At 39.2% G+C, this 23916-nt stretch carries 28 protein-coding genes and 1 tRNA gene; 4 read left to right on the forward strand and 25 right to left on the reverse strand.

Annotated features, from left to right (window positions below):
• Positions 1-46: 46 nt before the first annotated feature.
• From EDX97_RS04905 to EDX97_RS04925, 5 genes are all read right to left on the reverse strand, one after another.
• Positions 47-826 carry a carbon-nitrogen hydrolase family protein gene (locus EDX97_RS04905; protein WP_128520077.1) on the reverse strand — a complete coding sequence of 260 codons (780 nt, stop codon included), beginning with the start codon at positions 824-826 and terminating at the stop codon, positions 47-49.
• A 28-nt stretch (positions 827-854) separates the two neighbouring features.
• On the reverse strand, positions 855-1664 hold the full coding sequence (locus EDX97_RS04910) for a Cof-type HAD-IIB family hydrolase (protein ID WP_128520078.1): 810 nt from the start codon (positions 1662-1664) through the stop codon (positions 855-857).
• A complete protein-coding gene (locus EDX97_RS04915; RefSeq protein ID WP_173446574.1) occupies positions 1648-2232 on the reverse strand; it encodes a DUF308 domain-containing protein in 585 nt (194 codons plus the stop codon). The genes EDX97_RS04910 and EDX97_RS04915 overlap by 17 nt, the downstream gene beginning before the upstream one ends.
• Positions 2213-3088: a DMT family transporter gene (locus EDX97_RS04920; protein WP_128520080.1), complete on the reverse strand. Its 876-nt coding sequence runs from the start codon at positions 3086-3088 to the stop codon at positions 2213-2215. Before EDX97_RS04920 ends, EDX97_RS04915 begins: the two co-directional genes overlap by 20 nt.
• A gap of 119 nt (positions 3089-3207) precedes the next feature.
• The gene (locus tag EDX97_RS04925) at positions 3208-4629 is read right to left on the reverse strand and encodes an alanine/glycine:cation symporter family protein (RefSeq protein ID WP_128520081.1); all 1422 of its coding nucleotides are present in this window, start codon (positions 4627-4629) and stop codon (positions 3208-3210) included.
• Between the two features lie 91 nt (positions 4630-4720).
• Between EDX97_RS04925 and EDX97_RS04930 the strand changes: the two genes are divergently transcribed.
• Entirely contained in the window at positions 4721-5617 is an 897-nt protein-coding gene (locus tag EDX97_RS04930; protein WP_128520082.1) for a LysR family transcriptional regulator, read from the forward strand.
• 4 nt (positions 5618-5621) lie between these two features.
• Here EDX97_RS04930 and EDX97_RS04935 read toward each other — a convergent pair whose 3' ends face one another.
• The 7 genes from EDX97_RS04935 to EDX97_RS04965 all read right to left on the reverse strand — a co-directional run bounded on the left by EDX97_RS04935 (position 5622) and on the right by EDX97_RS04965 (position 12348).
• The gene (locus tag EDX97_RS04935) at positions 5622-6434 is read right to left on the reverse strand and encodes a shikimate kinase (protein WP_128520083.1); all 813 of its coding nucleotides are present in this window, start codon (positions 6432-6434) and stop codon (positions 5622-5624) included.
• Positions 6435-6512: 78 nt separating this feature from the next.
• Positions 6513-7526: a TRAP transporter substrate-binding protein gene (locus EDX97_RS04940; RefSeq protein WP_128520084.1), complete on the reverse strand. Its 1014-nt coding sequence runs from the start codon at positions 7524-7526 to the stop codon at positions 6513-6515.
• 6 nt (positions 7527-7532) lie between these two features.
• The gene (locus tag EDX97_RS04945; protein ID WP_128520085.1) at positions 7533-8828 is read right to left on the reverse strand and encodes a TRAP transporter large permease; all 1296 of its coding nucleotides are present in this window, start codon (positions 8826-8828) and stop codon (positions 7533-7535) included.
• Between the two features lies 1 nt (position 8829).
• Positions 8830-9378, reverse strand: coding sequence for a TRAP transporter small permease (locus EDX97_RS04950; RefSeq protein ID WP_128520086.1), 549 nt, complete (start codon positions 9376-9378; stop codon positions 8830-8832).
• Positions 9379-9464: 86 nt separating this feature from the next.
• A complete protein-coding gene (gene aroD, locus EDX97_RS04955) occupies positions 9465-10226 on the reverse strand; it encodes a type I 3-dehydroquinate dehydratase (protein WP_128520087.1) in 762 nt (253 codons plus the stop codon).
• A 4-nt stretch (positions 10227-10230) separates the two neighbouring features.
• On the reverse strand, positions 10231-11442 hold the full coding sequence (locus EDX97_RS04960; protein ID WP_128520088.1) for an MFS transporter: 1212 nt from the start codon (positions 11440-11442) through the stop codon (positions 10231-10233).
• A 30-nt stretch (positions 11443-11472) separates the two neighbouring features.
• Positions 11473-12348: a shikimate dehydrogenase gene (locus EDX97_RS04965; protein ID WP_128520089.1), complete on the reverse strand. Its 876-nt coding sequence runs from the start codon at positions 12346-12348 to the stop codon at positions 11473-11475.
• Between the two features lie 148 nt (positions 12349-12496).
• Between EDX97_RS04965 and EDX97_RS04970 the strand changes: the two genes are divergently transcribed.
• Positions 12497-13384 (forward strand): LysR family transcriptional regulator, encoded by an 888-nt coding sequence (locus tag EDX97_RS04970; RefSeq protein WP_128520090.1) that lies wholly within the window; start codon positions 12497-12499, stop codon positions 13382-13384.
• Between the two features lie 127 nt (positions 13385-13511).
• Entirely contained in the window at positions 13512-15512 is a 2001-nt protein-coding gene (locus EDX97_RS04975; RefSeq protein ID WP_128520091.1) for an oxidoreductase, read from the forward strand.
• A gap of 41 nt (positions 15513-15553) precedes the next feature.
• Here the strand turns inward: EDX97_RS04975 and aroE are convergent, their stop codons facing one another.
• The 9 genes from aroE to EDX97_RS05015 all read right to left on the reverse strand — a co-directional run bounded on the left by aroE (position 15554) and on the right by EDX97_RS05015 (position 20440).
• Entirely contained in the window at positions 15554-16429 is an 876-nt protein-coding gene (gene aroE / locus EDX97_RS04980) for a shikimate dehydrogenase (protein ID WP_128520092.1), read from the reverse strand.
• A gap of 100 nt (positions 16430-16529) precedes the next feature.
• The gene (locus EDX97_RS04985; protein ID WP_128520093.1) at positions 16530-16934 is read right to left on the reverse strand and encodes a hypothetical protein; all 405 of its coding nucleotides are present in this window, start codon (positions 16932-16934) and stop codon (positions 16530-16532) included.
• 59 nt (positions 16935-16993) lie between these two features.
• On the reverse strand, positions 16994-17467 hold the full coding sequence (locus EDX97_RS12020) for a uroporphyrinogen decarboxylase/cobalamine-independent methonine synthase family protein (RefSeq protein ID WP_245978003.1): 474 nt from the start codon (positions 17465-17467) through the stop codon (positions 16994-16996).
• Positions 17455-18114: a uroporphyrinogen decarboxylase/cobalamine-independent methonine synthase family protein gene (locus EDX97_RS12025; protein ID WP_245978004.1), complete on the reverse strand. Its 660-nt coding sequence runs from the start codon at positions 18112-18114 to the stop codon at positions 17455-17457. Before EDX97_RS12025 ends, EDX97_RS12020 begins: the two co-directional genes overlap by 13 nt.
• Positions 18115-18229: 115 nt before the next feature.
• Positions 18230-18526: a glutaredoxin domain-containing protein gene (locus EDX97_RS04995; protein WP_128520094.1), complete on the reverse strand. Its 297-nt coding sequence runs from the start codon at positions 18524-18526 to the stop codon at positions 18230-18232.
• Between the two features lie 56 nt (positions 18527-18582).
• Positions 18583-19146, reverse strand: a complete 564-nt coding sequence (gene ahpC / locus EDX97_RS05000) for an alkyl hydroperoxide reductase subunit C (protein ID WP_128520095.1) — start codon at positions 19144-19146, stop codon at positions 18583-18585.
• 1 nt (position 19147) lies between these two features.
• Positions 19148-19558, reverse strand: a complete 411-nt coding sequence (locus tag EDX97_RS05005; protein ID WP_128520096.1) for a Dps family protein — start codon at positions 19556-19558, stop codon at positions 19148-19150.
• Positions 19559-19588: 30 nt separating this feature from the next.
• On the reverse strand, positions 19589-19999 hold the full coding sequence (locus EDX97_RS05010) for a Dps family protein (RefSeq protein WP_128520097.1): 411 nt from the start codon (positions 19997-19999) through the stop codon (positions 19589-19591).
• 30 nt (positions 20000-20029) lie between these two features.
• Entirely contained in the window at positions 20030-20440 is a 411-nt protein-coding gene (locus EDX97_RS05015; protein WP_128520098.1) for a Dps family protein, read from the reverse strand.
• Between the two features lie 123 nt (positions 20441-20563).
• Between EDX97_RS05015 and EDX97_RS05020 the strand changes: the two genes are divergently transcribed.
• On the forward strand, positions 20564-21397 hold the full coding sequence (locus tag EDX97_RS05020) for an AraC family transcriptional regulator (RefSeq protein WP_128520099.1): 834 nt from the start codon (positions 20564-20566) through the stop codon (positions 21395-21397).
• 34 nt (positions 21398-21431) lie between these two features.
• Here EDX97_RS05020 and EDX97_RS05025 read toward each other — a convergent pair.
• The 4 genes from EDX97_RS05025 to atpD all read right to left on the reverse strand — a co-directional run bounded on the left by EDX97_RS05025 (position 21432) and on the right by atpD (position 23906).
• Positions 21432-21506 (reverse strand) — tRNA-Glu (locus EDX97_RS05025).
• 42 nt (positions 21507-21548) lie between these two features.
• Positions 21549-22088, reverse strand: coding sequence for a DNA-3-methyladenine glycosylase I (locus tag EDX97_RS05030; protein ID WP_183164274.1), 540 nt, complete (start codon positions 22086-22088; stop codon positions 21549-21551).
• A 26-nt stretch (positions 22089-22114) separates the two neighbouring features.
• Positions 22115-22498, reverse strand: a complete 384-nt coding sequence (gene atpC / locus EDX97_RS05035) for an ATP synthase F1 subunit epsilon (RefSeq protein ID WP_128520101.1) — start codon at positions 22496-22498, stop codon at positions 22115-22117.
• 1 nt (position 22499) lies between these two features.
• Positions 22500-23906 (reverse strand): F0F1 ATP synthase subunit beta, encoded by a 1407-nt coding sequence (atpD, locus tag EDX97_RS05040; RefSeq protein ID WP_128520102.1) that lies wholly within the window; start codon positions 23904-23906, stop codon positions 22500-22502.
• Positions 23907-23916 lie beyond the last annotated feature (10 nt).

Genomic DNA, 23916 nt, shown 5'->3' on the forward strand with positions numbered 1-23916 from the left:
CCAGAGAGTCCATGAATAAAGGACTTCTGGTGTTTTTATTCAAAACTTATTCGTACCATTCCGTGTGCCGAAGATTTAAATACGGACGAGATTGACGAGCTTGTTTGGCTTGATCCAAATCAATATCTACGCTCAATAGCTCCTCTTCATAGCCGGCTTGGGCAATCGTATTTCCATCCGGATCACAGACCAAGGATTCACCCGCAAAATGCATTTGATCCTCTTTTCCTGTGCGATTGCACATAGCCACAAAACAACAGTTTTGAAACGCTTGGACCCGAATCTCTTGTTCAAATAATTCCATTGGTTCCGCTTTGGTGTTGGCCGTTGGAATCAAGATCAAACCCGCGCCTCTTAAGGCTTCGGTACGAATGCTTTCCGGATAATGCCGATCGAAACAAACCACGATCCCGATATCACCAAACACATGAAAGCCATCATTGGCTGGTGTGTAATAATCTTGTTCGTAAAATTGATCTACTTGTGCAATATGTACCATCTTTTGACAACCTATGATCTGACCTTCTTTGTCAATCAAAAAACTGGCATCATATTTTTTATCCTCTTCTCGAAAATAAAAATTTGGACAAGCCATGATTTGATATTGTTTACACAATTCACGAAATTGGGTAAATATCGGATTCTCTATATCGATTGCGTTTGGATCCATATGACGATATTGAGCAAAAAAAGGCGACATTTGAACTTCGGGATAAACAATCAGATCCACTTTTTGTTGTCCTGCTTGTCGCAACAAAGACAAGCTCTTATCCACATTTTCATCCCAATTCTTTGACATCTGCATTTGTGCGAGTGCTATTTTCATACGCTATCCTTTGTCTATTTCTAGACTCCTACATCGCATATCCCATCATAAAATCGGCCCAACCATCTTGATCACAAGGCTTTTTTGTGATGATATCCGCCACCGATTTCGTATCTTGCGAACCATTTTTCATACAAACACCCAAACCACTATATGCCAACATCGAATTATCATTCGATGTATCACCAAAAGCCATGACTTGATAAGCTGGTATTTGTTTCAATTCACAATATTTCTTGAGTGCAAATCCCTTGTTGGTATGCTTATTCGCAAATTCATATAAGGTCGATTGCGTTTTAAAGCCTTCATATCCAGATTGGATCGGATGGGCTTTAAAATACGCTTCTACATCTGCCATTTCATTTTCGGGTACTCGGAACATGATTTTCGCATTCTCCGTTCGATACAAATACGAAATGTCATCGACCTTCTTGACCTTTCGATTAGAAGAAGAAGCCGAAACCTGAACCATCTCATCTTCTTTAACACAAACGACCACACCTGGTTCATAAATAATGGGATTGCCATGAAACGGTTTCATCAAATCAATGGTTTCTTTGATCCACTCTGGTTTCATCATATAGTAACTATATTCCTGGTTGGTTCGACAATCACGCAAACTTGAACCATTCATCCCAATCATCATATCAACATCAATGCCCCAGTTTTCAATCATAAAGTCTAGATCCTCTAAGGGACGACCACTGGCTAAGCCAAATAGGATTCCTTTGGCACGCAATAATTCAATGATCTTTTTTGCTGGTTTAGACAGCGAAGCATGCGGTACGATCAGCGTATTATCAATATCACAAACAACGAATTTAATGTTTTTCTTCATCTTCCACTTTCTCCTTTGGCATTTCTTGTATCGTCTTTTTATGGAAAGATCGAACGACCATTGACGATAAAAAGACACTGATACATCCAAATATGCCAGCAAACATAAGAATACTATATGTATATTGTTTCAATTGTCCGGTAAAGGCAAAAATCGATAAAAGGATCATCAATAACGAAAATATAAGATCCAACAACCATGCCTTACTTTTCAAGGCATACATCTGCACACTATTTTGTAGAATAAAAATACTCTGGATCAAAGAAAACAACTGCATATATTCTTTGACATTTCTCGTCATATCATTGATACGAATCAATCCAACCAATCCCAATAGGATCAATAAGACCCCTAAGGTAAACCCATAATCCGACATGTGTTGATACGATTTGCTCAGAAAATACGAAACGATCTCATAAATCCCGATGCCCCATAAGACGATACAAAAGACATAACACAAACTACTGAATTGCACATTTTTGGAAAACAACATGGCTGCACCAATGAGGATACTTGCCACCGCTGTGATGGCTTGTAAGATCGCGCCATTATTCTTGAACCGTTTCATTCTCTCCTCCATGGGTATTCAAATACCATTTTACGATAGCTGTGCCAATGATCAACACATAACCAATCAAGCTCATTCGATCCGGCCATTCATGGAAAACCAAAAAGCCCAATATCGCTGCATAGATCACTTGTGAATAATCAAAAACCGATATTTCTTTGGCCGGTGCAAATGTATAAGCAGCCGTCACACTAAATTGGCCCAAAGCAGCTGAACAGCCTGCTAAGATCAAACACAATAATTGGATAAATGTCATCGGTTGATAATCCATGAGCATCGGGATCAAACAGACAATCGATGAAAAGGCCGAAAAAACAAAGACAATCAATGGTCCTGGCACATTATGCTTTCCTAATTTACGCACAAAAGTATAGGCCGTTCCTGCACACATGCCACCAATCAATCCCACAATAGCTGGTAATGAGGCCAATCCTGCGGTTGGCTTGACCACAAACATGGCGCCGACAAACGCAACAATGACCGTAAGGATATCCATGGAATTGGGTCTTTCACCCAAAATAAAAATAGACATCAAGACCGCAAAGAAGGGACTCATCTTATTTAAGATATTCGCATCGGGCAATGCCAAACGACTGATTGCCCAGAAATTAAAGATCAAGCCAATCGTACCAAACAACGATCGCAAAAATAACGGCAAATAATCCCTTTTATCGACATGCAACGATCCTTTGTATCGAACCAAAGAAACACTCGCAATCAAGACCGCTACGATGTTTCGGAAAAAGGCCTTCTGCATCGTTGGCACATTTCCTGCCAACTTCACAAAAAAGCTCATAAACGCAAAGCCTAAAGCGGCCAATAATATAAATAAAATTCCCTTTACATGATCATTCATACGTAGATTTTAAACCTTTCAACAAAATAAAGAAAGGTGCCACCCTCCTTACTGAAACGCGCATATTTTTACTTCTTTTGCGCATATGCCCATTATAGCACAAAGGCCTAGCATTTCTGCTAGACCGACTCATTTTCAAATACTTCTTGCATCGATGGTACCCTTTCTTTATTGGTTTGTTCTTCATATTCTTTCAAAGATGCAATGGCTTCTTTGGACATCGGAATCAAAACGATCATATTAAAGATCGTCATCAAACCAATGCCAATATCTCCCAAATCCCATACAAAAGTATAGGTTGCTAGTCCACCAATAAACAATTGGGATAAAGCCAATACCTTATAGATAGTTTGTGGCATCCAACGATCCCCAAAAATATAGGCGATATTGCTGCGAGCATAATACAAAATTCCAATAAACGTTGAGAAACTAAACAACCACAAGACAATCGCAATAAAGATGACACCCACTTGACCAAAATGATAGGACATCGCACTCTGCAACAAATCCATACCTTGTAGTCCATTGATCACTGCATGTGGCGCAGTCAACATGATCATAGCTGTACACGTACAAATCACGATCGTATCAATAAAGACACTTAAACTTTGGAGCATGCCACTCTTGACCGGATGCGAAACATGACTAGTAGCTGAAGCACAAGGCGCAGATCCTGAACCAGCTTCATTGGAAAATAAACCACGTTTGACACCATTCATCAATACGGCACCAAAACCGCCCGCAACCATTTGTTTCAAACCAAACGCTTGAACAAATATTTCATGGATGACCGAAGGAAGCGATGTGATATTTCGAACCATGACATAAATTGTCAAGCCAAAATAGAAACAAGCCATGATTGGTACAATCACATCCAATACTTTGACTGTCATGTTTTTTCGTAAAACGATACAAGCCGCTAAAGCGACCAAGATAACCGTCGTATAGATAGGTGGAATATGAAATGCATTTTCAAATGCCGAAGAGACCGAATTACCAACAACTTGACTAATGCCAAACCAACACAATAAACCCGAAAACGCAAATACGATGGCAATGATACTTTTCTTTTTCTTGGTCTTGCGGGTAAAGAAAGCATGAATATAATAAGCAGGACCCCCACGATAGCCACCATACAAAGGATCTCGTTCATGATAGAGTTGTGCCAATGTGGCTTCCACAAAAGCTGTTGAAGAACCAACAATAGCCGTTAACCACATCCAAAAAACGGCACCGGCACCACCGGCACTGATAGCAGCGACAACGCCGACTAAATTTCCCATACCCACACGAGTAGCGGTCGAAACGATCAAACCTTCCAATCCCGAGATGGCATGAGCTTCTTGATCTTTCTTTTCCATGGTGATCTGGATCATATCTTTAAAATGACGAATGGGCAAAAAACGCGTCCGAATTGTAAAAAAGATACCCGCAGGAATCAAGATCAACACCAATAAGGATAATCCAACATGAAAGTGAGGCAAGGAAATGGTAATCAAATCGCCCCACAAGAAATTATAAATAAACTGTACAAACGCCATAGTTACACCTTGACTTTCTCATGGTCCAATATAAAATAAAAATATATATTTGTACAATTAATAGTCTTTATAATAAGCATTGAAAATTCTTATGGACACAAAACTGATTCAAACTTTTATCACCGTAGCTGAACTCAATAGTTTTTCAAAAGCTGCCAAAAAACTTGGGTATTCCCAGCCGACCGTTTCGCAACAAATCCATCAATTGGAAAATGAACTCCATGTTCCCCTGTTTGAACGTGTTGGTCATACAATCAAGTTGACCGAACAAGGCCATCAAAAACTCATGATGGCACAAGCCATTCATCATGAAATGCAAGTCTTTATTACGCAAAAGGAAGATACCTATCAAGGTTCTGTCCACATTGCGATGGCTGATTCTTTATGCGATCCTCTCATCACCAAACACTTTCAACAATTTCATGAAGAATACCCACATATCGATTGGATCATCACCACAGGAGGTACCTTTGATATGTATTCGATGATCGATCACAATCAGGTCGATATCGTCTGTACCTTGGATGATCATTTATACGATATGACCCACTTAGTAACCAACGAAGAAAAGATTCCATGTCATTTTGTCGCATCCAGCCATCATCCGCTCGCAAATCAAAAAATGATTTCGGTTGAGCAACTCATCCAATATGATTTTATCTTGACGGAAAAGAATATGAGTTATCGTCGCAAATTAGATACGCTTCTAGCTCAAAAACAACTCGAAATCAAACCCATCCTAGAATTTGCATCAACCCAAGATATTTGTGAAATCATTACGCAAAATGTTGGTATATCCTTTTTACCTGATTTTGTCGTTGAACCTTACATTGAAAAACATGAAATTGTCTATTTAGACATTCCTGAAATTCAACTCCATGTCTGGAAACAAATCTTTATCCACAAAGAAAAATGGATCAGTCCCGTTTTGCAGGCAACAATTGATTATCTTTCCAACATTCATCTACAAAAAAAGAACTCGGATTGAGTTCTTATTTTTCTTTTGCTTCTTTGTCACGATCAAACGCAATTAATTTCGCGATGATTTCATCACAAATCTGATCGGTGCTCTTACCATCGGTCGCAACAACCACATCGGCTACCGCCAGATATTTATCTTTACGTTGATTCAACAAATCGGAAATAAATTCGACATTCATATGGTTATTTAAAATTGGTCTTTCATCACTATCTTTGACACGTTCCAAAATGGTTTCTGGTGTGGCAGTCAATAAAACGATACGACCATTCTTCTTCATGTGATCGGCATTATCGGCACGAAGGATGACACCACCACCACAAGAAATGATGCCTTGTTTGACTTTTTGTAGTTCAATCAAACAGTTCGATTCCAAATTACGGAAGTAGATTTCACCATATTCATCAAAAATCTCGGAAATCGACATACCTTGTTTCTTCACGATCATCTCATCCATTTCGATTCGATGCATTTCCAATTTACGTTCCAATTCGCTTGCGATTGTCGTTTTTCCAGCACCCATGAAACCAATCAAGAAGACATTATAATCAAATAAAGCCTTGGCTTGAACACGACGAGAATTCTTCATGATATATTTGAAAACATCCAAGATTTCTTCTTCAAATTCATTATCTTTTAAATATTCCTCTAAAGCCTTGGTTTGTTTCGCTTCTTGTTCCGGTTGAAGAATCGGAATTCCGGTTGCTTTTTTATACGCAATGATGTCTTGAATCAATACCATTCGATCCGCTAAGGCATCGATGATACGCATATCGGTATCACCAATCTTCTCACGAATTTCTTCCAATTGTTTTGTATCACTCATAATCTTTCACCTCAAAAAAATAGCCACGTTTATGTGGCTATCATTATACCTTATCTCTATTTTTCCGACAAGTTGGATTTAGCGATTGGCCTCTTTCATATAAGCATGAACTAACGAAGCATCCACTTGTTTTTCAATCGCTACATACACTTTTTCACTTCGCGTATCCATTTCGGCTTGGGTGGCACTATCCAATGTAATAATTTGGGTGCCACTATCCTTGATGGTTTGAATACGTGAAGCAATTCGCTTATCCGATTGTTTACGAGCATACTCTTTCGCAATTCGTGCAGCTTGACGAATGATCTTTTGTTGGTTCTTTGGCAAAGACTTCATAAATTCACTCGAAACCGTTAAAGAAATCAAATGTGGCAAGTGATTGGTTTCCACTACATAATCTTGTTGCTCATACAATTTATTCGAAACAATGACTTCATATGGATTTTCTTGGGCATCAATCGTTCCTTGCTGTAAACCAATGTAAACTTCCGAAAAAGTCATTGGTGTTGGACTGGCTCCTAATTGTTTCCAGAACATCATATGATAGGAATTCTCCATTGTTCGAATCTTTTGTCCTTTAAAATCATCGATGGACGTGATCTTTTTATTGGTGGACATGACACGGAAGCCTTGATCGGCATATCCTAATAATTCATAACCGCCTTCGTTGTAGACTTTCTGGATTTTTGCCATAAATTCGGAATCATCAATAGCTGTTCGTACCAAGTTAATATCATTATAAACACGAGGCATATCAAAGACGGCAATATCTGGCATGAAAGTGACTTGTGGTGCTGTATTTTGAACCACAAAAGGAATATCTCCATCCTTTTGACTTTCCAATAATTCACGATCCCCACCCAAAACACTATTGGGATACACTTGGATTTTCATCTTACCCTGACTCAATCGTGAAACTTCTTGTGCAAACTTTTCTGCATAAATCTGGGTAACGGTATCTTCTGGACTCGATGTTCCCAATGGCCAAGCATATCGTTGTGTACCCGTACTGGCTTGGGTACCACAACCAGCTAAGGAAAGCGATAAAATACCGCTTACTACAAGGGCAGTTAATTTTTTTAATCGTTTCATTCTGTTCTACCCTCCTAATAAACATAAACTGATTTGTGGCACAAATGTAATCAATAATAACGCAATCAAGAAGATACCAATCATTGGCATCGCCTTACGAGCAATATCCATGACTGGCACTTCCGTTAGTGAACTAGCTACAAACAAGTTGACGCCAATTGGTGGTGTCACAAAACCGATGGCTAAGTTGACGACCATCATGACACCAAAATGAATTGGATTCATACCTACTTGCGTGACAATTGGCACTAGGATTGGTGACAAGATCAAAATCGCTGGAGTTGTATCCATGACCATACCAACCACCAACAAGAAGGCATTGATCACCAACAATAAAACAACCTTGTTTGTAAAGTGGGATAAGATCCAAGCACTAATGGTTTGTGGCACTTGCATCAATGTCAATACACGCGAGAATGCCACGGCCGCAGCCAAGATAAATAATATAGGTGCATACGTATGGACTGCTTCCACAAAAATATGCCAAATATCTTTCCACTTCAGTGTTTTATAGACAAATAAACTAATGATCAACGCATAGAATACGGAAATAACAGCAGCTTCGGTTGGTGAAGCAATTCCGGAATAAATACATCCCAAAATAATCACCGGACTCAATAAAGCTAAAAAGCCGTCTTTGAACACTTTCATAAAACCAGCTTCATGCAATTCTTGGACTTTCGTATTGATCTTTTCTTTATCTTCGCCGTGTCGTTTACAGTAATAAACGCAATATGCCATCAATAAGAACCCAATCAATAAACCAGGCACGATACCGGCAATGAACAAATTACTGACCGATTCCCCACTGGCCATCGCAAACATGATAAATGGAATGCTTGGTGGAATAATAACACCTAAACCACCAGCTACCGCAACGATCGCAATGGAAAATTTCTTTTCATATCCCAGTTCCAACAAAAATGGAATGGTCATTGAACCAACGGCTGCCACCGTAGCCGGTGCCGAACCGGAAATGGCCCCATAAAATAAGCAGGTCACTACGACAGCACAAGGAATACCAGCTGTTAAATTGCCTAAAAAATACGCAAAAATATCAAATAATTTCTTTGAAATTTGTCCATGTGCCATGATGATACCGGCCAACACAAACATGGGTACGGCCAATAGTGGAAAGCTATCGATTCCACCCAACATGGAACGAATCACAAAACTACCACTTGCGGTAAAACTTGGATCAAACAAGCCGGGTAATACTGCAACAATGCCCAATGAAATAGATATCGGTACAGCAATCAATAGACAAATGGCAAAAATTATAAATACGACTCCTACTGACATACTACTTACCCTTTTCCTTTACTGTATCGCTAATTTCATCCGCCAATGTTCCTTCTTCTGGAAAATCCACATCCTTCTTCAATACGATTTCCATATTGATGAACCAACGCTGGATCAAACGAATGCCTGTTAAGATGAAACAAAAGAAAGGTGCTGCTTGGACATAATACATGGGAATGCCGCATGCAGGTGATAACTGACCACTTTCAATGGTTGCCACCAAATAACGATAGGCATAGGGAATCAATACCCCAAAGAAGAGAATGGAAATTGTCAAGTTCACAACTTTAAACATAGCCTCTCCACGTTTTGGAAACATTTTGATAAAGTGATCGATCTTGATCGAAATACACTTTCGCGTACAAAGACTGACACTTAAAAAAGCAGACCAGATAAATAAATACCGGGTGATTTCTTCTGACCACGACAAAGAAACACCAAGTAAATAACGCGAAATCACTTGCATGCCCATGATCACTGCCATCGCAATCAGAAGGAGCACCATCAGTATTTCTTCGAGATTTTCTTCTAAATACTTCAGAACTTTCATCCTACTTTCCTCTCTGACTAATAATTAAATTATACTTAAACAAAAAGCACATGTCACGCAGAAGATGACATATGCTTCCTTGCTTTTTACAGACTCTTATGAATCAATGTTAAGATCGTATTTAGATCTTCGGCATTCATTTGACCAGGTGCTGATACTTTGCCAACCGCACCAAAGGTAGCTGCCGAACCAAATACCTCACCACACAAACGTGAAATTAATCCCGTACCTGCCATGGACATGGTGATAATTGGCCGATCTGCATAATTTGTTGCCATCTCTTCAGTAGCTGCTAATAATGTCAATACATCCTTTTTATTATTTGGCATTACCGCGATCTTTGGGATATCGGCGCCTTGTTCCTGCATCTTGCGTAAACGCGAAACAATATCTGCTTGATCTGGTGTCTTATCAAAATCATGATTGGAAGCTACGACTTTTACATTGTTTTGATGAGCAACCTCAATGATTTGTGCTACATAGTCATCACCAGTAAAAGCTTCTACATCCACTAAATCAACCAAACCCGTTTTGGCAATGTTTTGATTCAATTCCACATAAGCTTCTGGCTCAATGGCTTTTTCGCCACCCTCTTTTGCGGTACGGAAAGTAAACAAGATGGGTGTGTCTTGCAAGACATCACGTAAAGCTTGCGCTACATCCTTGACTTGATCAAAATCAAATACACCTTCAAACCAATCTACTCGCCATTCCACAATGTCTAATTCAACATTCGCAAATGACTTGGCAGCAGCAATAATTTCATCTTTTGTTTGGCCAACAATTGGCACGATGATCTTCGGAAGACCTTCGCCAATTGTGACATTTTTTACTTGTACTGTATTCATTTTTTTATCCTTGTTCTACCGAATCAACCATTTTCGTATAACGTAAGTTTACATACAATCCCAATAATACACCAATACCAGTGATCACGATATTCATGACCATGACTTGGCTCGGTGCCATTTTGGAAGCAGCCGTTAAGATCGTATAGTTACATAAAGAAGAAGCAATCATGACCAATGCCGTTACAGTTCCTTTGATTTTTGGGAACAACATATTACATACCGAAGTCGCAATCTGAAGCAATCCACCAGCTCCAGCCCAACCAATAACGAAAGAACCAAGGATCATCAAGCTTTGTGTCTTACCAATCAACACAACGATCATAGTGATCAAGCAGATGGCAGGATACACCAAGATAAAACGAACATCTTTGATCTTACGTGTTAATAAGGCCGTCACGATCAAGGCAAGGATCGTACCAGCGGAATAATACGTTTGCATGATGGAAGGATTGGCCCAACCCACATTTTCGACTGCAAAGTTTTGCGCACAATTTAACCATAACTGGAATGTACCCGTACAAGTGAAACCAATCAAGATCATCGCAATGGATTCCAAAGAGAAATGCGTATGTTTTAAACTTTCTACTAAGCCTTCCTTCTTGCCTTCGGCTTTTTGATCAGCATCTGGCAATGGGAAGATCATTACTAGTACAAATAGAATAAGGTACGCAATACCACAAATCCAGAATAAACGATTATACGATGTCAATCCAGCAGCTGTTGTTGAAACTGTCACACCTAAGAAGAAAGGCAACAACATTTGCGAAATCGCAATAAAGAATTTGATTCCCATTGTTGCGACACCTGGTGCCGAATAGAAGATTTCGGTAACAGCTGGATAAATTCCTGTATCCAAGAAAGAGTTGGCAATACCACCAACAATGGCACAAATATACGCAATTTGATATCCACCATTTGGACCGGCATTAAACGCAAAAGCCAAACCAATCAAGTAAATCGCATACGAAGCACTACCAATCGCAGTAGAAATACGACGTCCCAATTTATCCGATAATGGACCGGCGAATGGTAAAGCAATCAATCGTCCCAAACCAAGTGCTGCCGAAATAGCTGTAATGGCCATGGCTTCCACTTGCCATGAAGCCGCAAGTGCATCTTTGATCAATGCTTGTCCTAAAACAGAGCATCCCACACCATGGATAAAGTAATTCAAGTACATGATCAATGCACTAGGCAAATATTTTTTCTTCATTTATTTGTCTCCCTTTTTCTCTCTCTTTTATTATTCGTATTTAATTCCTAAGACTTCTTTCATGTGTTCGATTGGCATATCATGACCTGTCCACATTTTGAAACCAGCAGCCCCTTGGAACAACATCATGCCAAATCCATTCATTTTCTTGCATCCAACTTCTTCTGCCATTTCCAAGAATCTTGTTTTGGCTGGCGCATATACTGTATCCGTTACGATCAAATCAGGACGTAGATACGAAGTATCTGGCAACCAAGTTTGTCCTTCCAATGGTTTCATTCCCATACCAGTTGCGTTTGCCAATAAATAGGAATCGGCAATTTCACGACGCAAAGCTTCTTTATCATCTAAATCAAACAATTGTGCATGACAGTTTGTCTTTTCATTGATTTTCTTTACTGTTGCTTGAGCATTTTCCCAGAATTTATCATGACGATTAAAGATGGAAATTTCTTTTACACCATCCAATGCTGCTTGGATTTCAATGGCAGTAGCAGCACCACCAGCACCAGCAATCGTCATTTTCTTACCAATGACATCGATATCATAGTCTTTCAAAGATTCCATATAACCAATTCCATCGGTGATATGTCCAGTCAATACACCATTATCATTTGTGATCGTATTGACCGCTCCACATAATTCAGCAGCTGGTGATAATTTATCCAAATATTGTCCAACCACGGTTTTGTTTGGCATGGAAACATTGGAACCAACCATTTTCAATGCACGCAATCCTTTGATGGCATCTTCCAAAGTGCTGTTATCTACTTCGAAAGCCAAATATGCATAATCAAGTCCTAAATATGCGAATGCTTCATTATGCATTGCAGGTGAACTTGAATGACGAATGGGATAAGCCATTAAACCAATCAATTCTGTGTGTCCTGTTAATCTTTCAGTCATTTTCTTTCTCCTTTTGTCTCACATGTTAAAAATTTAACAATCCATGGGTATTATAATCTAGCCATCTTTGCATTTCTAATATCATTTTTGTTGGAAATCAGTACATTCAATGTATTAATGATGATATAATTGTTGCAGGAGAAACATTGTGACATTAAATCAAATATTATATTTTCATCGTGCTGCTACATTGGAACACTTCAATTTGGCTGCTGAAAGTCTACATATTTCGGAACCCTCCCTTTCGCGATCCATTTCTTCCTTGGAACAAGAACTAGGAACATCTTTATTTGAAAAGAAGGGTCGAAATGTATCATTGACCAAAGCCGGGCGACTTTTTTTAGAGCAAGCCACCATTATCTTGAATGATATCAGTACCGCTCGTATGCGGATGCATGAATTTACTGAAAGTGGCGGACATGTCGTCATTGCGTATGTAGCACCACTGGCCCATTGGTTTTTACCTTCTTTAGTCAAACATTTCAAACAATCGGTGGATAATCGCAATATCCAATTTAATTTTTATGAAGGATATACCGATGCGAACATCAAAGGACTTCGTGAAAAAAAATATGATTTGGTGTTTGGTTCCAGTAAAGAAGATCAACCCGATGTCACTTTTATTCCAATCTTGAAACAAGAAATGGTTGTTTTATTGCCAAAAGATCATCCCATGGTCAATGAAAAATATCTTGATCATACGATCTTTTCAAAATATCCCGTCTTGTGCTACGATCCCAAAACGGGTTTAGGAAAAACAACCGTGAATTACTTCAAAGAATATAATGTCCATCCCAATATTACGAGTACCTTTCCAGATGAAGACAGTTTGGCTGCCTTTGTTGCGGATGGTTTTGGCATTGCCTTGGCCAGTGACTCCAAACCCATCTATCGGGATGATATCGTAATCAAACGATTGATCCCGGAAGAACAATTTATGCATACGATATATATGGCTTATTTAAAGCACGCGGTGCAAATGCCCGCGGTACGAAAAATGATCGAGTATGTCAAAACAAATGCAGGAGCAATGTGAGATTGCTCTTTTTTAATAGTTTTTTTGTACTAATTTTGAACAAAATAAGAATTAGACATTCATTCCCCGGTTCTTTACACTTGTATATGGTTAATTGTTAGTATTTTAACAAGCAAGGAGAGGAAAAATGAAAAGTAAGTATTCACACATTTTTTCACCATTTACAGTACAACGCATGACAACAAAAAATCGTATTGTCATGACGCCAATGGGTACAAACTTTGGTGAACATAGTGGCGAAATGAGTTTTTTACACATTAATTATTATGAACAACGTGCCAAAGGTGGCGTTGGTTTATTAACTGTTGAAAATGCGAGTGTCTATTCCCCTCAAGGATCCAACGGAACGACACAATTACGCATCGATCGTGATGAATTTATCCCTCGTTTATTCAATTTATGCGAGCGTGTTCATAAACATGGAGCATGCATTTCCATCCAATTAAATCATGCCGGTGCCAGTGCTATGTCATCTAGAACGGGAGAACAACCTGTATCTGCTTCTAATATTCCAAGTAAAGAAGGTGGCGAAATTCCTCGTCCATTGGAAAAAGATGAAATCTATGTGATCGTCAAAAAATATGGAGAAGCCGCAAAGCGTGCACAAATTGCTGGTTTTGATGCCGTAGAGATCCATGCTGGACACTCTTATTTATTGAGTCAATTCTTAAGTCCATTGACAAACAAGCGTACCGATGAATTTGGTGGTAGTGCGGAAAATCGAGCTCGATTTACACGTTTAGTCATCGATGAAGTACGTAAACAAGTAGGTCCTTTCTTCCCAATTTTCGTACGTATCAGTGCCGATGAATTCTTAGATGGTGGAAACACATTGGATGATTGTATCGATTACTTACAATATTTCGGTGACAATGTCGATGTGTATGATGTATCGGCCGGCTTAAATGGTTCCATTCAATATCAATTGGATGCCAACTATATGCCTGATGGATGGCGTTCGTATATGGCACGTCGTGTCAAGGAAGCCTATGGCAAACCAGTTGTAACCGTTGGAAACATCCGTGATCCTCAAGTTGCTGAAGATATCTTAGCTCGTGGCGATGCCGACTTAATCGGTATGGGACGTGGTTTGATTGCCGATCCGGACTGGGTCAACAAAGTAGAATTTGGTCATGAAGACGATATTCGCAAATGTATTTCTTGTAACGTTGGTTGTGCTGGCCATCGTATTGGTTTGAATCAGCCTATTCGTTGTACCGTCAATCCAGCTGTAAACAGTGGTGCCGATTACTATAAACACAAAGTCAATAAACCTTGCAACGTAGTTGTTGTCGGTGGTGGAACCGCTGGTTTAGAAGCGGCTTGTACCGCTGCAGAAGTAGGTTGTACAACTTTCTTGATTGAAAAGAGCAATCAATTGGGTGGTCTTGCATCAATCATTTCTAACATTCCAGATAAAACGAGAATGAAAGACTTCCCTAAATATTTAATTCATCGTGCTTCCAAGCTCCATAATTTATTCATTTTTAAGAATACCGAAGCCAATGTAGATTTGGTTAAGAACTTGAATCCAGATATCATTGTTAATGCAACCGGTTCAAGCCCAACTTTACCGCCAATTACAGGTCTTCATGATTTAGTAGACAGAGAAGGTACACGTGTTGCGACTGTATTAAAGATGATCGAACGTATGGATACCTATCCAGAAGATATGAAAGGTCAGAAAGTCGCTGTTGTTGGTGGCGGTGCCGTTGGTCTAGATGTCATGGAATACTTCACCGAAAAAGGTGCCGATGTTACCATGATTGAAATGTTACCAATCATTGGTAATGGTTTAGATCCTGTCACAAAATGTGATACACAAACCAAAATGAAGAAATACAACGTGAAACAAATGACGAAGACAGCACTTCAAGAAGTACACAATGATAAATTCGTTGTGAAGAATCCAGAAGGCGAAATTGAAGATGTACCATTTGATTATGGCTTCATTTGTTTAGGTATGCGTGCAAGCACTCCAGTTTTAAAAGACTTAGAAGAAGCATATGCCGATACCAATGTGGAAGTTTATAATATTGGTGATAGTAAACGTGCTCGTCGTATCATTGAAGGTACAACCGAAGGACGTAACGTGATCGAAGTATTAAAACGTCACGATTTCATGTAAAAAAGAAAATGGATCATATCTTAGATATGATCCATCTTTTTTTATTCCGCAAAGAATTTTTCTTTCACTTCTTTTACTGGCATATCCATACCGGTATACAGCTTGAAGGCGGCTACGCCTTGCCATAGTAACATGCCCTTACCACCAACGGTTTGACAACCATGAGCTTTGGCATCTTTTAATAATTTGGTTTCCACTGGATTGTATACTGTATCGGCTACAACCAAGCCTTCATGGAAGACCGACATATCTTCAACAACAGATTTATCATCCATTGGTTTCATACCAACGATCGTGGCATTGACTAAGATATCACTATCTAAGATTTCTTTCTTAAATGCTTCTTTATCTGCCAAATCAATCACATTCACTTTACATGCAGGAACGGCATCCATGATTTTTTTCGCCGTTTCTTCAATACGTGGGAAGAAAGCATCCTTGATATTGAAGATGGAGATTTCACGTGCGCCATCCAAAGCTAACTGGACTTCAATGGCTGTAGCTGCTCCGCCGCCTCCAACAATGGTAATTTTCTTATCTTTTACTTCGACACCATGATCACGAAGATTATTATTGAAACCTTCCCCATCGGTAATATGGCCAACTAACTTGCCATCTTCATTGACAATCGTATTGACCGCGCCAATGATCTTAGCAGCTGGAGAAAGTTCATCGACATTCTGAGCTGCCGCAATTTTGTCAGGCATCGTGACATTACATCCACGCATGTGGAAGGTCCGCATGGCTTGTAAGGCTTCCGGTACTTTATCTTCTTTGATATCGAAGGCAACATAGACATAATCCAATCCCAATCGTTCAAAACTGTAATTATACATAGCCGGTGACCCCGAATGGCCAACCGGCGATCCAATTAACGCTAATAATCCTGTTTTTCCTGAAATTCTGTCTGTTGTCATAAACGTCTCCTTTTATTATGTAGGTACATCATATCAAATAGAGAATTCGATTTCCATTGATTTTGAAAATATTTTCATTTTCACTTTCAATTTTGTTACATTATCGCGTAGAAAGAGAAGCCAAAAAAGCCAAGTAACATCCAAAATCGCCACAACGCTTCCGGAAATACTTTCCATCTTTTTCGTAGCCAATGCGATCTCGCCATGCACAACGGTATCCCATAGAACAAAGATAATTCGCTAATTCATCCAATCCGTAGATAACCGCATTGTGTTTTTTCGTACGTGTATCATTCATGGCATGGTTTTCTTCTTTCGTTTGTATCGCCCATTTGGTTCGAATATCAATATATTCAATGCTTGCCTCTAATAAAAGGCGATAATATTCTTTAGCGACCAAATCTTCTCCCATCTCAAAAATCATTTGATCATGGATTTGCGCTGCATCATCAATGCTTAAAGCCTCTGGCTCTCTATCATATGTATGAATTGTAAAAAATTCCATGTAAATCACCCATACTTATTATAGTCCTTTTCTTAAATAAATTAAAAAAACCGCTGATATCAGCAGTCTTTCCAAACTTCTTCGGCAATTTCTTTGATCAATGCCAATTTCTTCCATTGATCCTCATCCGTAATCTTATTTCCCTCTTCGGTGGAAGAGAAGCCACATTGTGTTGATAAGCACAATTGATCCAATGGTACATATGTTGTTGCTTCTTGGATACGTGCCTTCACTGCTTCCGGATCTTCTAATTCTGGGAATTTGGATGTAATCAATCCCAATACCACTCTTTGATTTTGGATAAATGATAATGGTCGAAAATCACCGGAACGATCGGAATCGTACTCAAGGAAGAAACCATCGACATGACAGTTTTTAAATAGAATATCCGCAACCGGTTCATAACCACCACTTGAGAACCAAGTCGAACGGAAATTACCACGACAAATATGCATTGTAATTGTCATATCAGCTGGCTTTGCATCAATGATCTGATTGATCATCTTAACATATTTGCGTCCTACTTCATCCACATTGATTCCTTTTTGGGCATAATTTTTACGCTTGGATGCATCACGAATTCACCCCATGACGTATCATCCAATTGTAAGTAACGACAACCTAAATCATAAAATGCATGGACGGCTTTAATGTATGCTTTCGCTATATCATCCAATAATAAATCTTCATTATCTTTATAGCGTGCAATAGGTTGATATGTATCACTGGAACGAACACACGCAATCAAATGCAACATACTTGGTGAAGGAATGGTTTGTTTCAAATCTACATCTCCCGCAATGGATTTCAAATACGCAAAGTGGGATAAGAAAGGATGATCTGCAGGAAAATCCACTTTATCCGTAAACGTTAAAGTGGCTCCTTTTGGCTTATCTCCCTTGAATTCAACCGACCAATTGGTTTGATCTACATGTTGAACGCCATCTAATTCTTCCAAGAAATCCAAATGCCACATTCTCCGGCGAAATTCGCCATCGGTCACCGCTTTTAAACCAACAGCCTTTTCTTTTTCAACCAATTCTTTGATGACCTTATCTTCAACCGCTGTTAATTCATCTTTTGAAATTTCTCCATTCGCAAATTGTGCGCGCGCTTCTTTTAAGTAGGCTGGGCGCAAAAAACTACCTACGATATCATAACGATATGGTCTTTGACTCATACTTCATTCTCCTTTTCAGTATCTTTACTTTACCGCAAAAGAAGATATTTGAATAATAGTTAATAATTAGCTCTTCCATAGTTTAAAACTATAACAACACAAAAAAGGAAAGAGCTTAACAGCCCTTTCCATCTAAACCACAAGCTTGCCCTTCTGCAACTGGTTCTGCTTTTAAATAGCTTCGCCAATCTTGTAACCAAGTTCCATCATCTAAGATCAATGTAGGAATACCAATCTGTCCTTTTTTCTTGACCTCTTCATATTGTGGATCTTGATCTCGATGTTTTAGAAACATTTTTAAATTTGCCAGTGAAGCATTGATATCAATAAATTCATAATCGATTCCGTGTTTATCACAGAAATTCTTTGCTTCGATGCAATGTGGACAAAGATTTGAACCAATGATTTTCATAGGATACCTCCTGATTTCACTATACCAAATATCCAAACATGGCTCTATTCAAATGCTCATAGTTTTCCTACAAGATCAATGCCTGGTCGCAATGTTTTTGATCCTGGTTTCCAATTCGCTGGACAAACTTCACTGCCATGTTTTCGAACAAACTGACAAGCTTCTACTTTTCTCAAAAGTTCTTCTGCATTACGTCCAACACTTCCAGAACTCACTTCATAAGATACAATTTTTCCATCGGGATCAATAATAAATGTGCCTCGTTCAGCGACACCATCTGCTTCGATCAGAACCTGGAATGCTCTAGCAAGCTGATGGGTCGGATCCCCGATCATTGGATAGGTTACTTTGGCGATAGCTTCTGAATGATCATGCCATGCTTTGTGTACATACTCGGTATCACAAGATATGGCATAGATCTCACAGCCAATTTCTTTCAATTGTTCATAATGATCTTGTAGATCTTCTAGTTCGGTCGGGCATACGAATGTGAAATCTGCTGGATAAAAGAAGAATACATTCCATTTTCCTAGAAGCTGTGCTTTCGTGATTTCTTTAAATGTATCATCTACATATGCTTGGACCGAAAAATCGGAAACTTCAGTATTGATCATTGACATATCATTCCTCCATTAGTGATTGGGAGATCATCCAGATTGATTTACTATACGAAGTAATCAATTCATCCATGGTTGGCGATACCAAAACATCTCCTTCGGCTTGAATGGCTTTGGCCTGGTTGTACAATTCTGTAAAGTCAGCCTTAAGAGCAACCAGTACATCTTTACCAGAAACATAGCCATGTTCTGCTTCCTGGATCGTTGACAATTCCAGGAATTCCGAAAGTGTGGAAGCCGGTTCTTGTCCAACCATCAACATCGTTTCAGCAACAGTATCGATCTGTTGGGCGATCTGGTCATAATACGATTCCAACTGTGTATGTAAAGTGAAGAAATTCAATCCTTTCACATACCAGTGATAGGCTTGCAACTTATGATAAAAAACTTCTAAACTACTTAATAATTGATTCATATTTATCTCCTTTCTGGCTTCTTGCCTCTTCTATTCTTCTATCAATGCTTGTGAGATCATCCAGACTGCTTTGCTATAGGATGCAATCAATTCATCCATGACTGGTGATACCGCCACATTTCCTTCGGCTTGAATGGCTTTGGCCTGGTTGTACAATTCTGTAAAGTCAGCCTTAAGAGCAACCAGTACATCTTTACCAGAAACATAGCCATGTTCTGCTTCCTGGATCGTTGACAATTCCAGGAATTCCGAAAGTGTGGAAGCCGGTTCTTGTCCAACCATCAACATCGTTTCAGCAACAGTATCGATCTGTTGGGCGATCTGGTCATAATACGATTCCAACTGTGTATGTAAAGTGAAGAAATTCAATCCTTTCACATACCAGTGATAGGCTTGCAACTTATGATAAAAAACTTCTAAACTACTTAATAATTGATTCATATTTATCTCCTTTCTGGCTTCTTGCCTCTTCTATTCTTCTATCAATGCTTGTGAGATCATCCAGACTGCTTTGCTATAGGATGCAATCAATTCATCCATGACTGGTGATACCGCCACATTTCCTTCGGCTTGAATGGCTTTGGCCTGGTTGTACAATTCTGTAAAGTCAGCCTTAAGAGCAACCAGTACATCTTTACCAGAAACATAGCCATGTTCTGCTTCTTTGATCGTTGATAATTCCAGGAATTCCGAAAGTGTGGAAATCGGTTCTTGTCCAACCATCAACATCGTTTCAGCAACAGTATCGATCTGTTGGGCAATCTGGTCATAATACGATTCCAACTGTGTATGTAAAGTGAAGAAATTCAATCCTTTCACATACCAGTGATAGGCTTGCAACTTATGATAAAAAACTTCTAAACTACTTAATAATTGATTCATATTTATCTCCTTTCAGGTTTCTCACCTTCTTTGTATTTATATAATATTCTTTAAATTCCATATTTTATAGTAATATTATCTTTATTTTTTGCATTATTTTACATTTTATGGCAATATATATACATGAAAACATTTACTTTTGAAACTCTTCCTGTCACTCTGGCAGAAAGAGAAATTAACACTACGATCCCTCATCAAGAATTAGCGCATTGGCACGATACTCTTGAACTCATCCAAGTCAAACAGGGACAAATGCATTGTCATGTCAACGAATCCGATTTCTTATTAAAAAAGGGAGATATCTGCATCATCAATCAGGATCAAGTACATCGCATTTATAGCGACGATACCTCTTGTCTTGTCCATACTCTTTCCGTTGACCCAATGATGTTGTCATCCATTCATGAGTTGTATCACCAATTGATCTTACCTATTATTTCCGATCAAGATTTCACCCATATTCGTATGCATGGTCGCAATAGTCATGCCCACCTCATTTCGAATTTAATGGATGATTTACAAATCTTGGCACAAGAAAAACCTTCTGGATATGCTCTCCAGGCCTTAGCCTATGTATCGATGATCTTGCGTCAGGTCTATATCGTACATAATGATGAACCGCTTGAAGCTGATCATGATGAAGATCTTCGAATCCAAAAGAAAATGGCTACCTTTATTTATGAACATTATGGCGAAGCTATCGGTCTGAGTGAAATTGCTCAAGCTGGTGGTATCAGCCGTTCCAAATGTTCGACTGTATTTAAAAAATATACGGAAACTTCACCCATAGACTTTTTAAATGCCTATCGTTTAGAAAAGGCGGCTGCCCTATTAAAAAACACGCATGCTTCCATTGCCGATATTGCTTTTTCATGTGGATTTAACCAACAAAGTTATTTCAATCGTCTCTTTCTAAGAGAATATGGTATAACTCCAAAGGGCTATCGAAATGCATAAAAAAAACAGGATGAGATCATCCTGTTAGTAACAATGGTAGCATGTACGGGACTCGAACCCGTGATACAGCCTTGAGAGGGCTGTGGCTTAACCGCTTGCCGAACATGCCATGTGCCCATTTATTTTATCATAGACACACAAAATTGCAACGTTATTTATGATACAAGAAACAAGTTTCTTCATGCGAATTGATGATGCCACAAGCCTGCAAATACGAATAGATGATTGTCGTTCCCACAAACTTCATCCCTCGTTTTTTGAGATCTTTGGAAATCTGATCCGATAGATCTGAACTTGTCTTTCCCGTTTCATAGATGGTTTTTCCATTGGTCCAATGCCAAAGATAGGCATCGAACGAATGCCATTCTTGTTGAATGGATCGATAGACTTTCGCATTTGTGATAGTAGCTTGGATCTTCAAACGATTGCGAATGATGTCTGGATCCAGTCGTAATCGTTCGATATCTGCTTGATCATAGTTCATAATCGTATTGATATCAAACTGATCAAACGCTTTACGAAAATTCTCACGTTTATTCAAAATAATTTCCCAAGATAAGCCCGCTTGAAAGGTTTCTAAAATCAATAATTCAAATAAATCCTGATCATCATGATGGGGCTTTCCCCATTCGTGATCATGATAGTCTACATAAATTGGATTTTTTTCATTACACCAAAAACAACGATTCATGCTTTCCTCCAAAAAGGAGGATATTTCTATCCTCCATATACACTAATTCGATTGATTGCTCGAGCTAAAGCTAACTGTGCCCGTTGCATATTGGTCTTCGGATCTTTCTTATCCAATCGATCTTGTGCTCGTTTAGCTGCTTGTCTGGCTCTTTCAATATCAATATCTTTTCGTCCTTCGATCGCATCGGTCAAAATCAAACAACGATCTTTTTCAAATTTAGTAAAACCACCAGCCAATGCATAGGGGGCTTCTTGTTTTAGATCCAGTCGACAAGGAACCAACGCCGCAAATAAAGGCGTATGATTCGGTAATAAAGTAATTTCCCCAACTACCGTTTTCATATGCACACTATCCACATCACTTTCGAGATAGGTACCTCTGGGAGTTACGACCTTGATATGGATCATATTACTCACCAGCTAACTTTTTGGCTTTTTCTACGGCCTCTTCAACCGTACCGACCATCATGAATGCTTGTTCAGGCAAATCATCAAATTCACCCTTTAAGATCCGATCAAAACTATCCACCGTATCTTCTAGAGATACATATTTACCAGGAATACCCGAGAATACTTCCGCTACATGGAAAGGTTGGGATAAGAAATTACGCACACGACGAGCTCGATTGACGATTTTCTTATCTTCCTCGCTCAATTCATCCATACCTAAGATAGCAATGATATCTTGTAACTCTTTGTAACGTTGTAAGATGTTTTGCACACCACGAGCCACACGATAATGTTTTTCACCAACAATCAATGGATCCAAAATTCGTGAACTGGATTCCAATGGATCAACGGCTGGATAAATTCCCAATGCCGCAATACTACGATCCAAGACAACACGTGCATCCAAATGGGTAAATGCAGTCGCTGGAGCTGGGTCAGTCAAGTCATCGGCAGGCACATAAACGGCTTGTACCGAGGTGATCGAACCTTCATTCGTTGATGTAATTCGTTCTTGCAGCTGTCCCATTTCAGTAGCCAAGGTTGGCTGATAACCAGCTGCACTTGGAATACGACCCAAAAGGGCACTGACTTCAGAACCAGCTTGCGTAAAACGGAAAATATTATCAATAAACAACAACACATCTTGATGTTCTTCATCACGGAAATATTCAGCCATAGTCAATCCCGTTAAACCAACTCGCATTCTGGCGCCTGGTGATTCATTCATCTGTCCATAAACAAGGACGGTCTTATCCAAGACACCACTATCTTTCATCTCGTTGTACATGTCGTTTCCTTCACGTGTCCGTTCACCAACACCAACAACGACTGATTTGCCACCATGTTCCATCGCAATATTGTTGATCAATTCCTGGATCAATACCGTTTTACCAACACCGGCACCACCAAATAGACCAATCTTACCACCACGCATATATGGCGTTAATAAATCAATGACTTTGATTCCTGTTTCCAATGGTTCACTCTTTGTGGATTGTTCATCAAAAGCTGGAGCCTCCCGATGAATAGGCTTGTATTCAACACCATCTGGAACATCGCCCAATCCATCAATAGGACGTCCTAAGACATTAAACATGCGACCTAGAACTTGTTCACCAACAGGAGCCATAATTGGATGTCCTGTATCGATCGCATCCATTCCTCGAACTAGACCATCTGTCGATCCCATGGAAATACAACGCACCTGATCGGCACCAATGCCTTGTGCTACTTCTAAAACCAAAGTATCGGCATCTTTTCTTGGTACTTCAATAGCGGTTAATAAATCAGGTAAATGATCTTCAGAAAATGCGACATCGACAACTGGGCCAATGATCTGTACAATTTTTCCTATATTCTGATTCATCCATTACCTC

Source organism: Absicoccus porci (assembly GCF_003725415.1).
Classification (GTDB): domain Bacteria; phylum Bacillota_I; class Bacilli_A; order Erysipelotrichales; family Erysipelotrichaceae; genus Absicoccus; species Absicoccus porci.

Excerpts from the sequence above, each read along its gene's own strand:
- EDX97_RS04910 (WP_128520078.1), bottom strand. The coding sequence starts at position 1,664 with ATGAAGAAAAACATTAAATTCGTTGTTTGTGATATTGATAATACGCTG.
- EDX97_RS04985 (WP_128520093.1), bottom strand. The coding sequence starts at position 16,934 with ATGGAATTTTTTACAATTCATACATATGATAGAGAGCCAGAGGCTTTA.
- EDX97_RS04940 (WP_128520084.1), bottom strand. The coding sequence starts at position 7,526 with ATGAAACGATTAAAAAAATTAACTGCCCTTGTAGTAAGCGGTATTTTA.
- EDX97_RS04960 (WP_128520088.1), bottom strand. The coding sequence starts at position 11,442 with ATGAAGAAAAAATATTTGCCTAGTGCATTGATCATGTACTTGAATTAC.
- EDX97_RS04950 (WP_128520086.1), bottom strand. The coding sequence starts at position 9,378 with ATGAAAGTTCTGAAGTATTTAGAAGAAAATCTCGAAGAAATACTGATG.
- atpC (WP_128520101.1), bottom strand. The coding sequence starts at position 22,498 with ATGATCCATATCAAGGTCGTAACTCCCAGAGGTACCTATCTCGAAAGT.
- EDX97_RS04925 (WP_128520081.1), bottom strand. The coding sequence starts at position 4,629 with ATGGCGTTTGTACAGTTTATTTATAATTTCTTGTGGGGCGATTTGATT.
- EDX97_RS05015 (WP_128520098.1), bottom strand. The coding sequence starts at position 20,440 with ATGAATCAATTATTAAGTAGTTTAGAAGTTTTTTATCATAAGTTGCAA.
- aroD (WP_128520087.1), bottom strand. The coding sequence starts at position 10,226 with ATGAATACAGTACAAGTAAAAAATGTCACAATTGGCGAAGGTCTTCCG.
- EDX97_RS12025 (WP_245978004.1), bottom strand. The coding sequence starts at position 18,114 with ATGAGTCAAAGACCATATCGTTATGATATCGTAGGTAGTTTTTTGCGC.
- EDX97_RS04995 (WP_128520094.1), bottom strand. The coding sequence starts at position 18,526 with ATGAAAATCATTGGTTCAAATCTTTGTCCACATTGCATCGAAGCAAAG.
- EDX97_RS05020 (WP_128520099.1), top strand. The coding sequence starts at position 20,564 with ATGAAAACATTTACTTTTGAAACTCTTCCTGTCACTCTGGCAGAAAGA.
- EDX97_RS05030 (WP_183164274.1), bottom strand. The coding sequence starts at position 22,088 with ATGAATCGTTGTTTTTGGTGTAATGAAAAAAATCCAATTTATGTAGAC.
- atpD (WP_128520102.1), bottom strand. The coding sequence starts at position 23,906 with ATGAATCAGAATATAGGAAAAATTGTACAGATCATTGGCCCAGTTGTC.
- EDX97_RS04915 (WP_173446574.1), bottom strand. The coding sequence starts at position 2,232 with ATGAAACGGTTCAAGAATAATGGCGCGATCTTACAAGCCATCACAGCG.
- EDX97_RS04935 (WP_128520083.1), bottom strand. The coding sequence starts at position 6,434 with ATGAGTGATACAAAACAATTGGAAGAAATTCGTGAGAAGATTGGTGAT.
- EDX97_RS04930 (WP_128520082.1), top strand. The coding sequence starts at position 4,721 with ATGGACACAAAACTGATTCAAACTTTTATCACCGTAGCTGAACTCAAT.
- EDX97_RS05010 (WP_128520097.1), bottom strand. The coding sequence starts at position 19,999 with ATGAATCAATTATTAAGTAGTTTAGAAGTTTTTTATCATAAGTTGCAA.
- EDX97_RS04905 (WP_128520077.1), bottom strand. The coding sequence starts at position 826 with ATGAAAATAGCACTCGCACAAATGCAGATGTCAAAGAATTGGGATGAA.
- EDX97_RS04965 (WP_128520089.1), bottom strand. The coding sequence starts at position 12,348 with ATGACTGAAAGATTAACAGGACACACAGAATTGATTGGTTTAATGGCT.
- EDX97_RS04945 (WP_128520085.1), bottom strand. The coding sequence starts at position 8,828 with ATGTCAGTAGGAGTCGTATTTATAATTTTTGCCATTTGTCTATTGATT.
- ahpC (WP_128520095.1), bottom strand. The coding sequence starts at position 19,146 with ATGTCAATGATCAATACTGAAGTTTCCGATTTTTCGGTCCAAGCATAT.
- aroE (WP_128520092.1), bottom strand. The coding sequence starts at position 16,429 with ATGACAACAGACAGAATTTCAGGAAAAACAGGATTATTAGCGTTAATT.
- EDX97_RS04975 (WP_128520091.1), top strand. The coding sequence starts at position 13,512 with ATGAAAAGTAAGTATTCACACATTTTTTCACCATTTACAGTACAACGC.
- EDX97_RS04920 (WP_128520080.1), bottom strand. The coding sequence starts at position 3,088 with ATGAATGATCATGTAAAGGGAATTTTATTTATATTATTGGCCGCTTTA.
- EDX97_RS05005 (WP_128520096.1), bottom strand. The coding sequence starts at position 19,558 with ATGAATCAATTATTAAGTAGTTTAGAAGTTTTTTATCATAAGTTGCAA.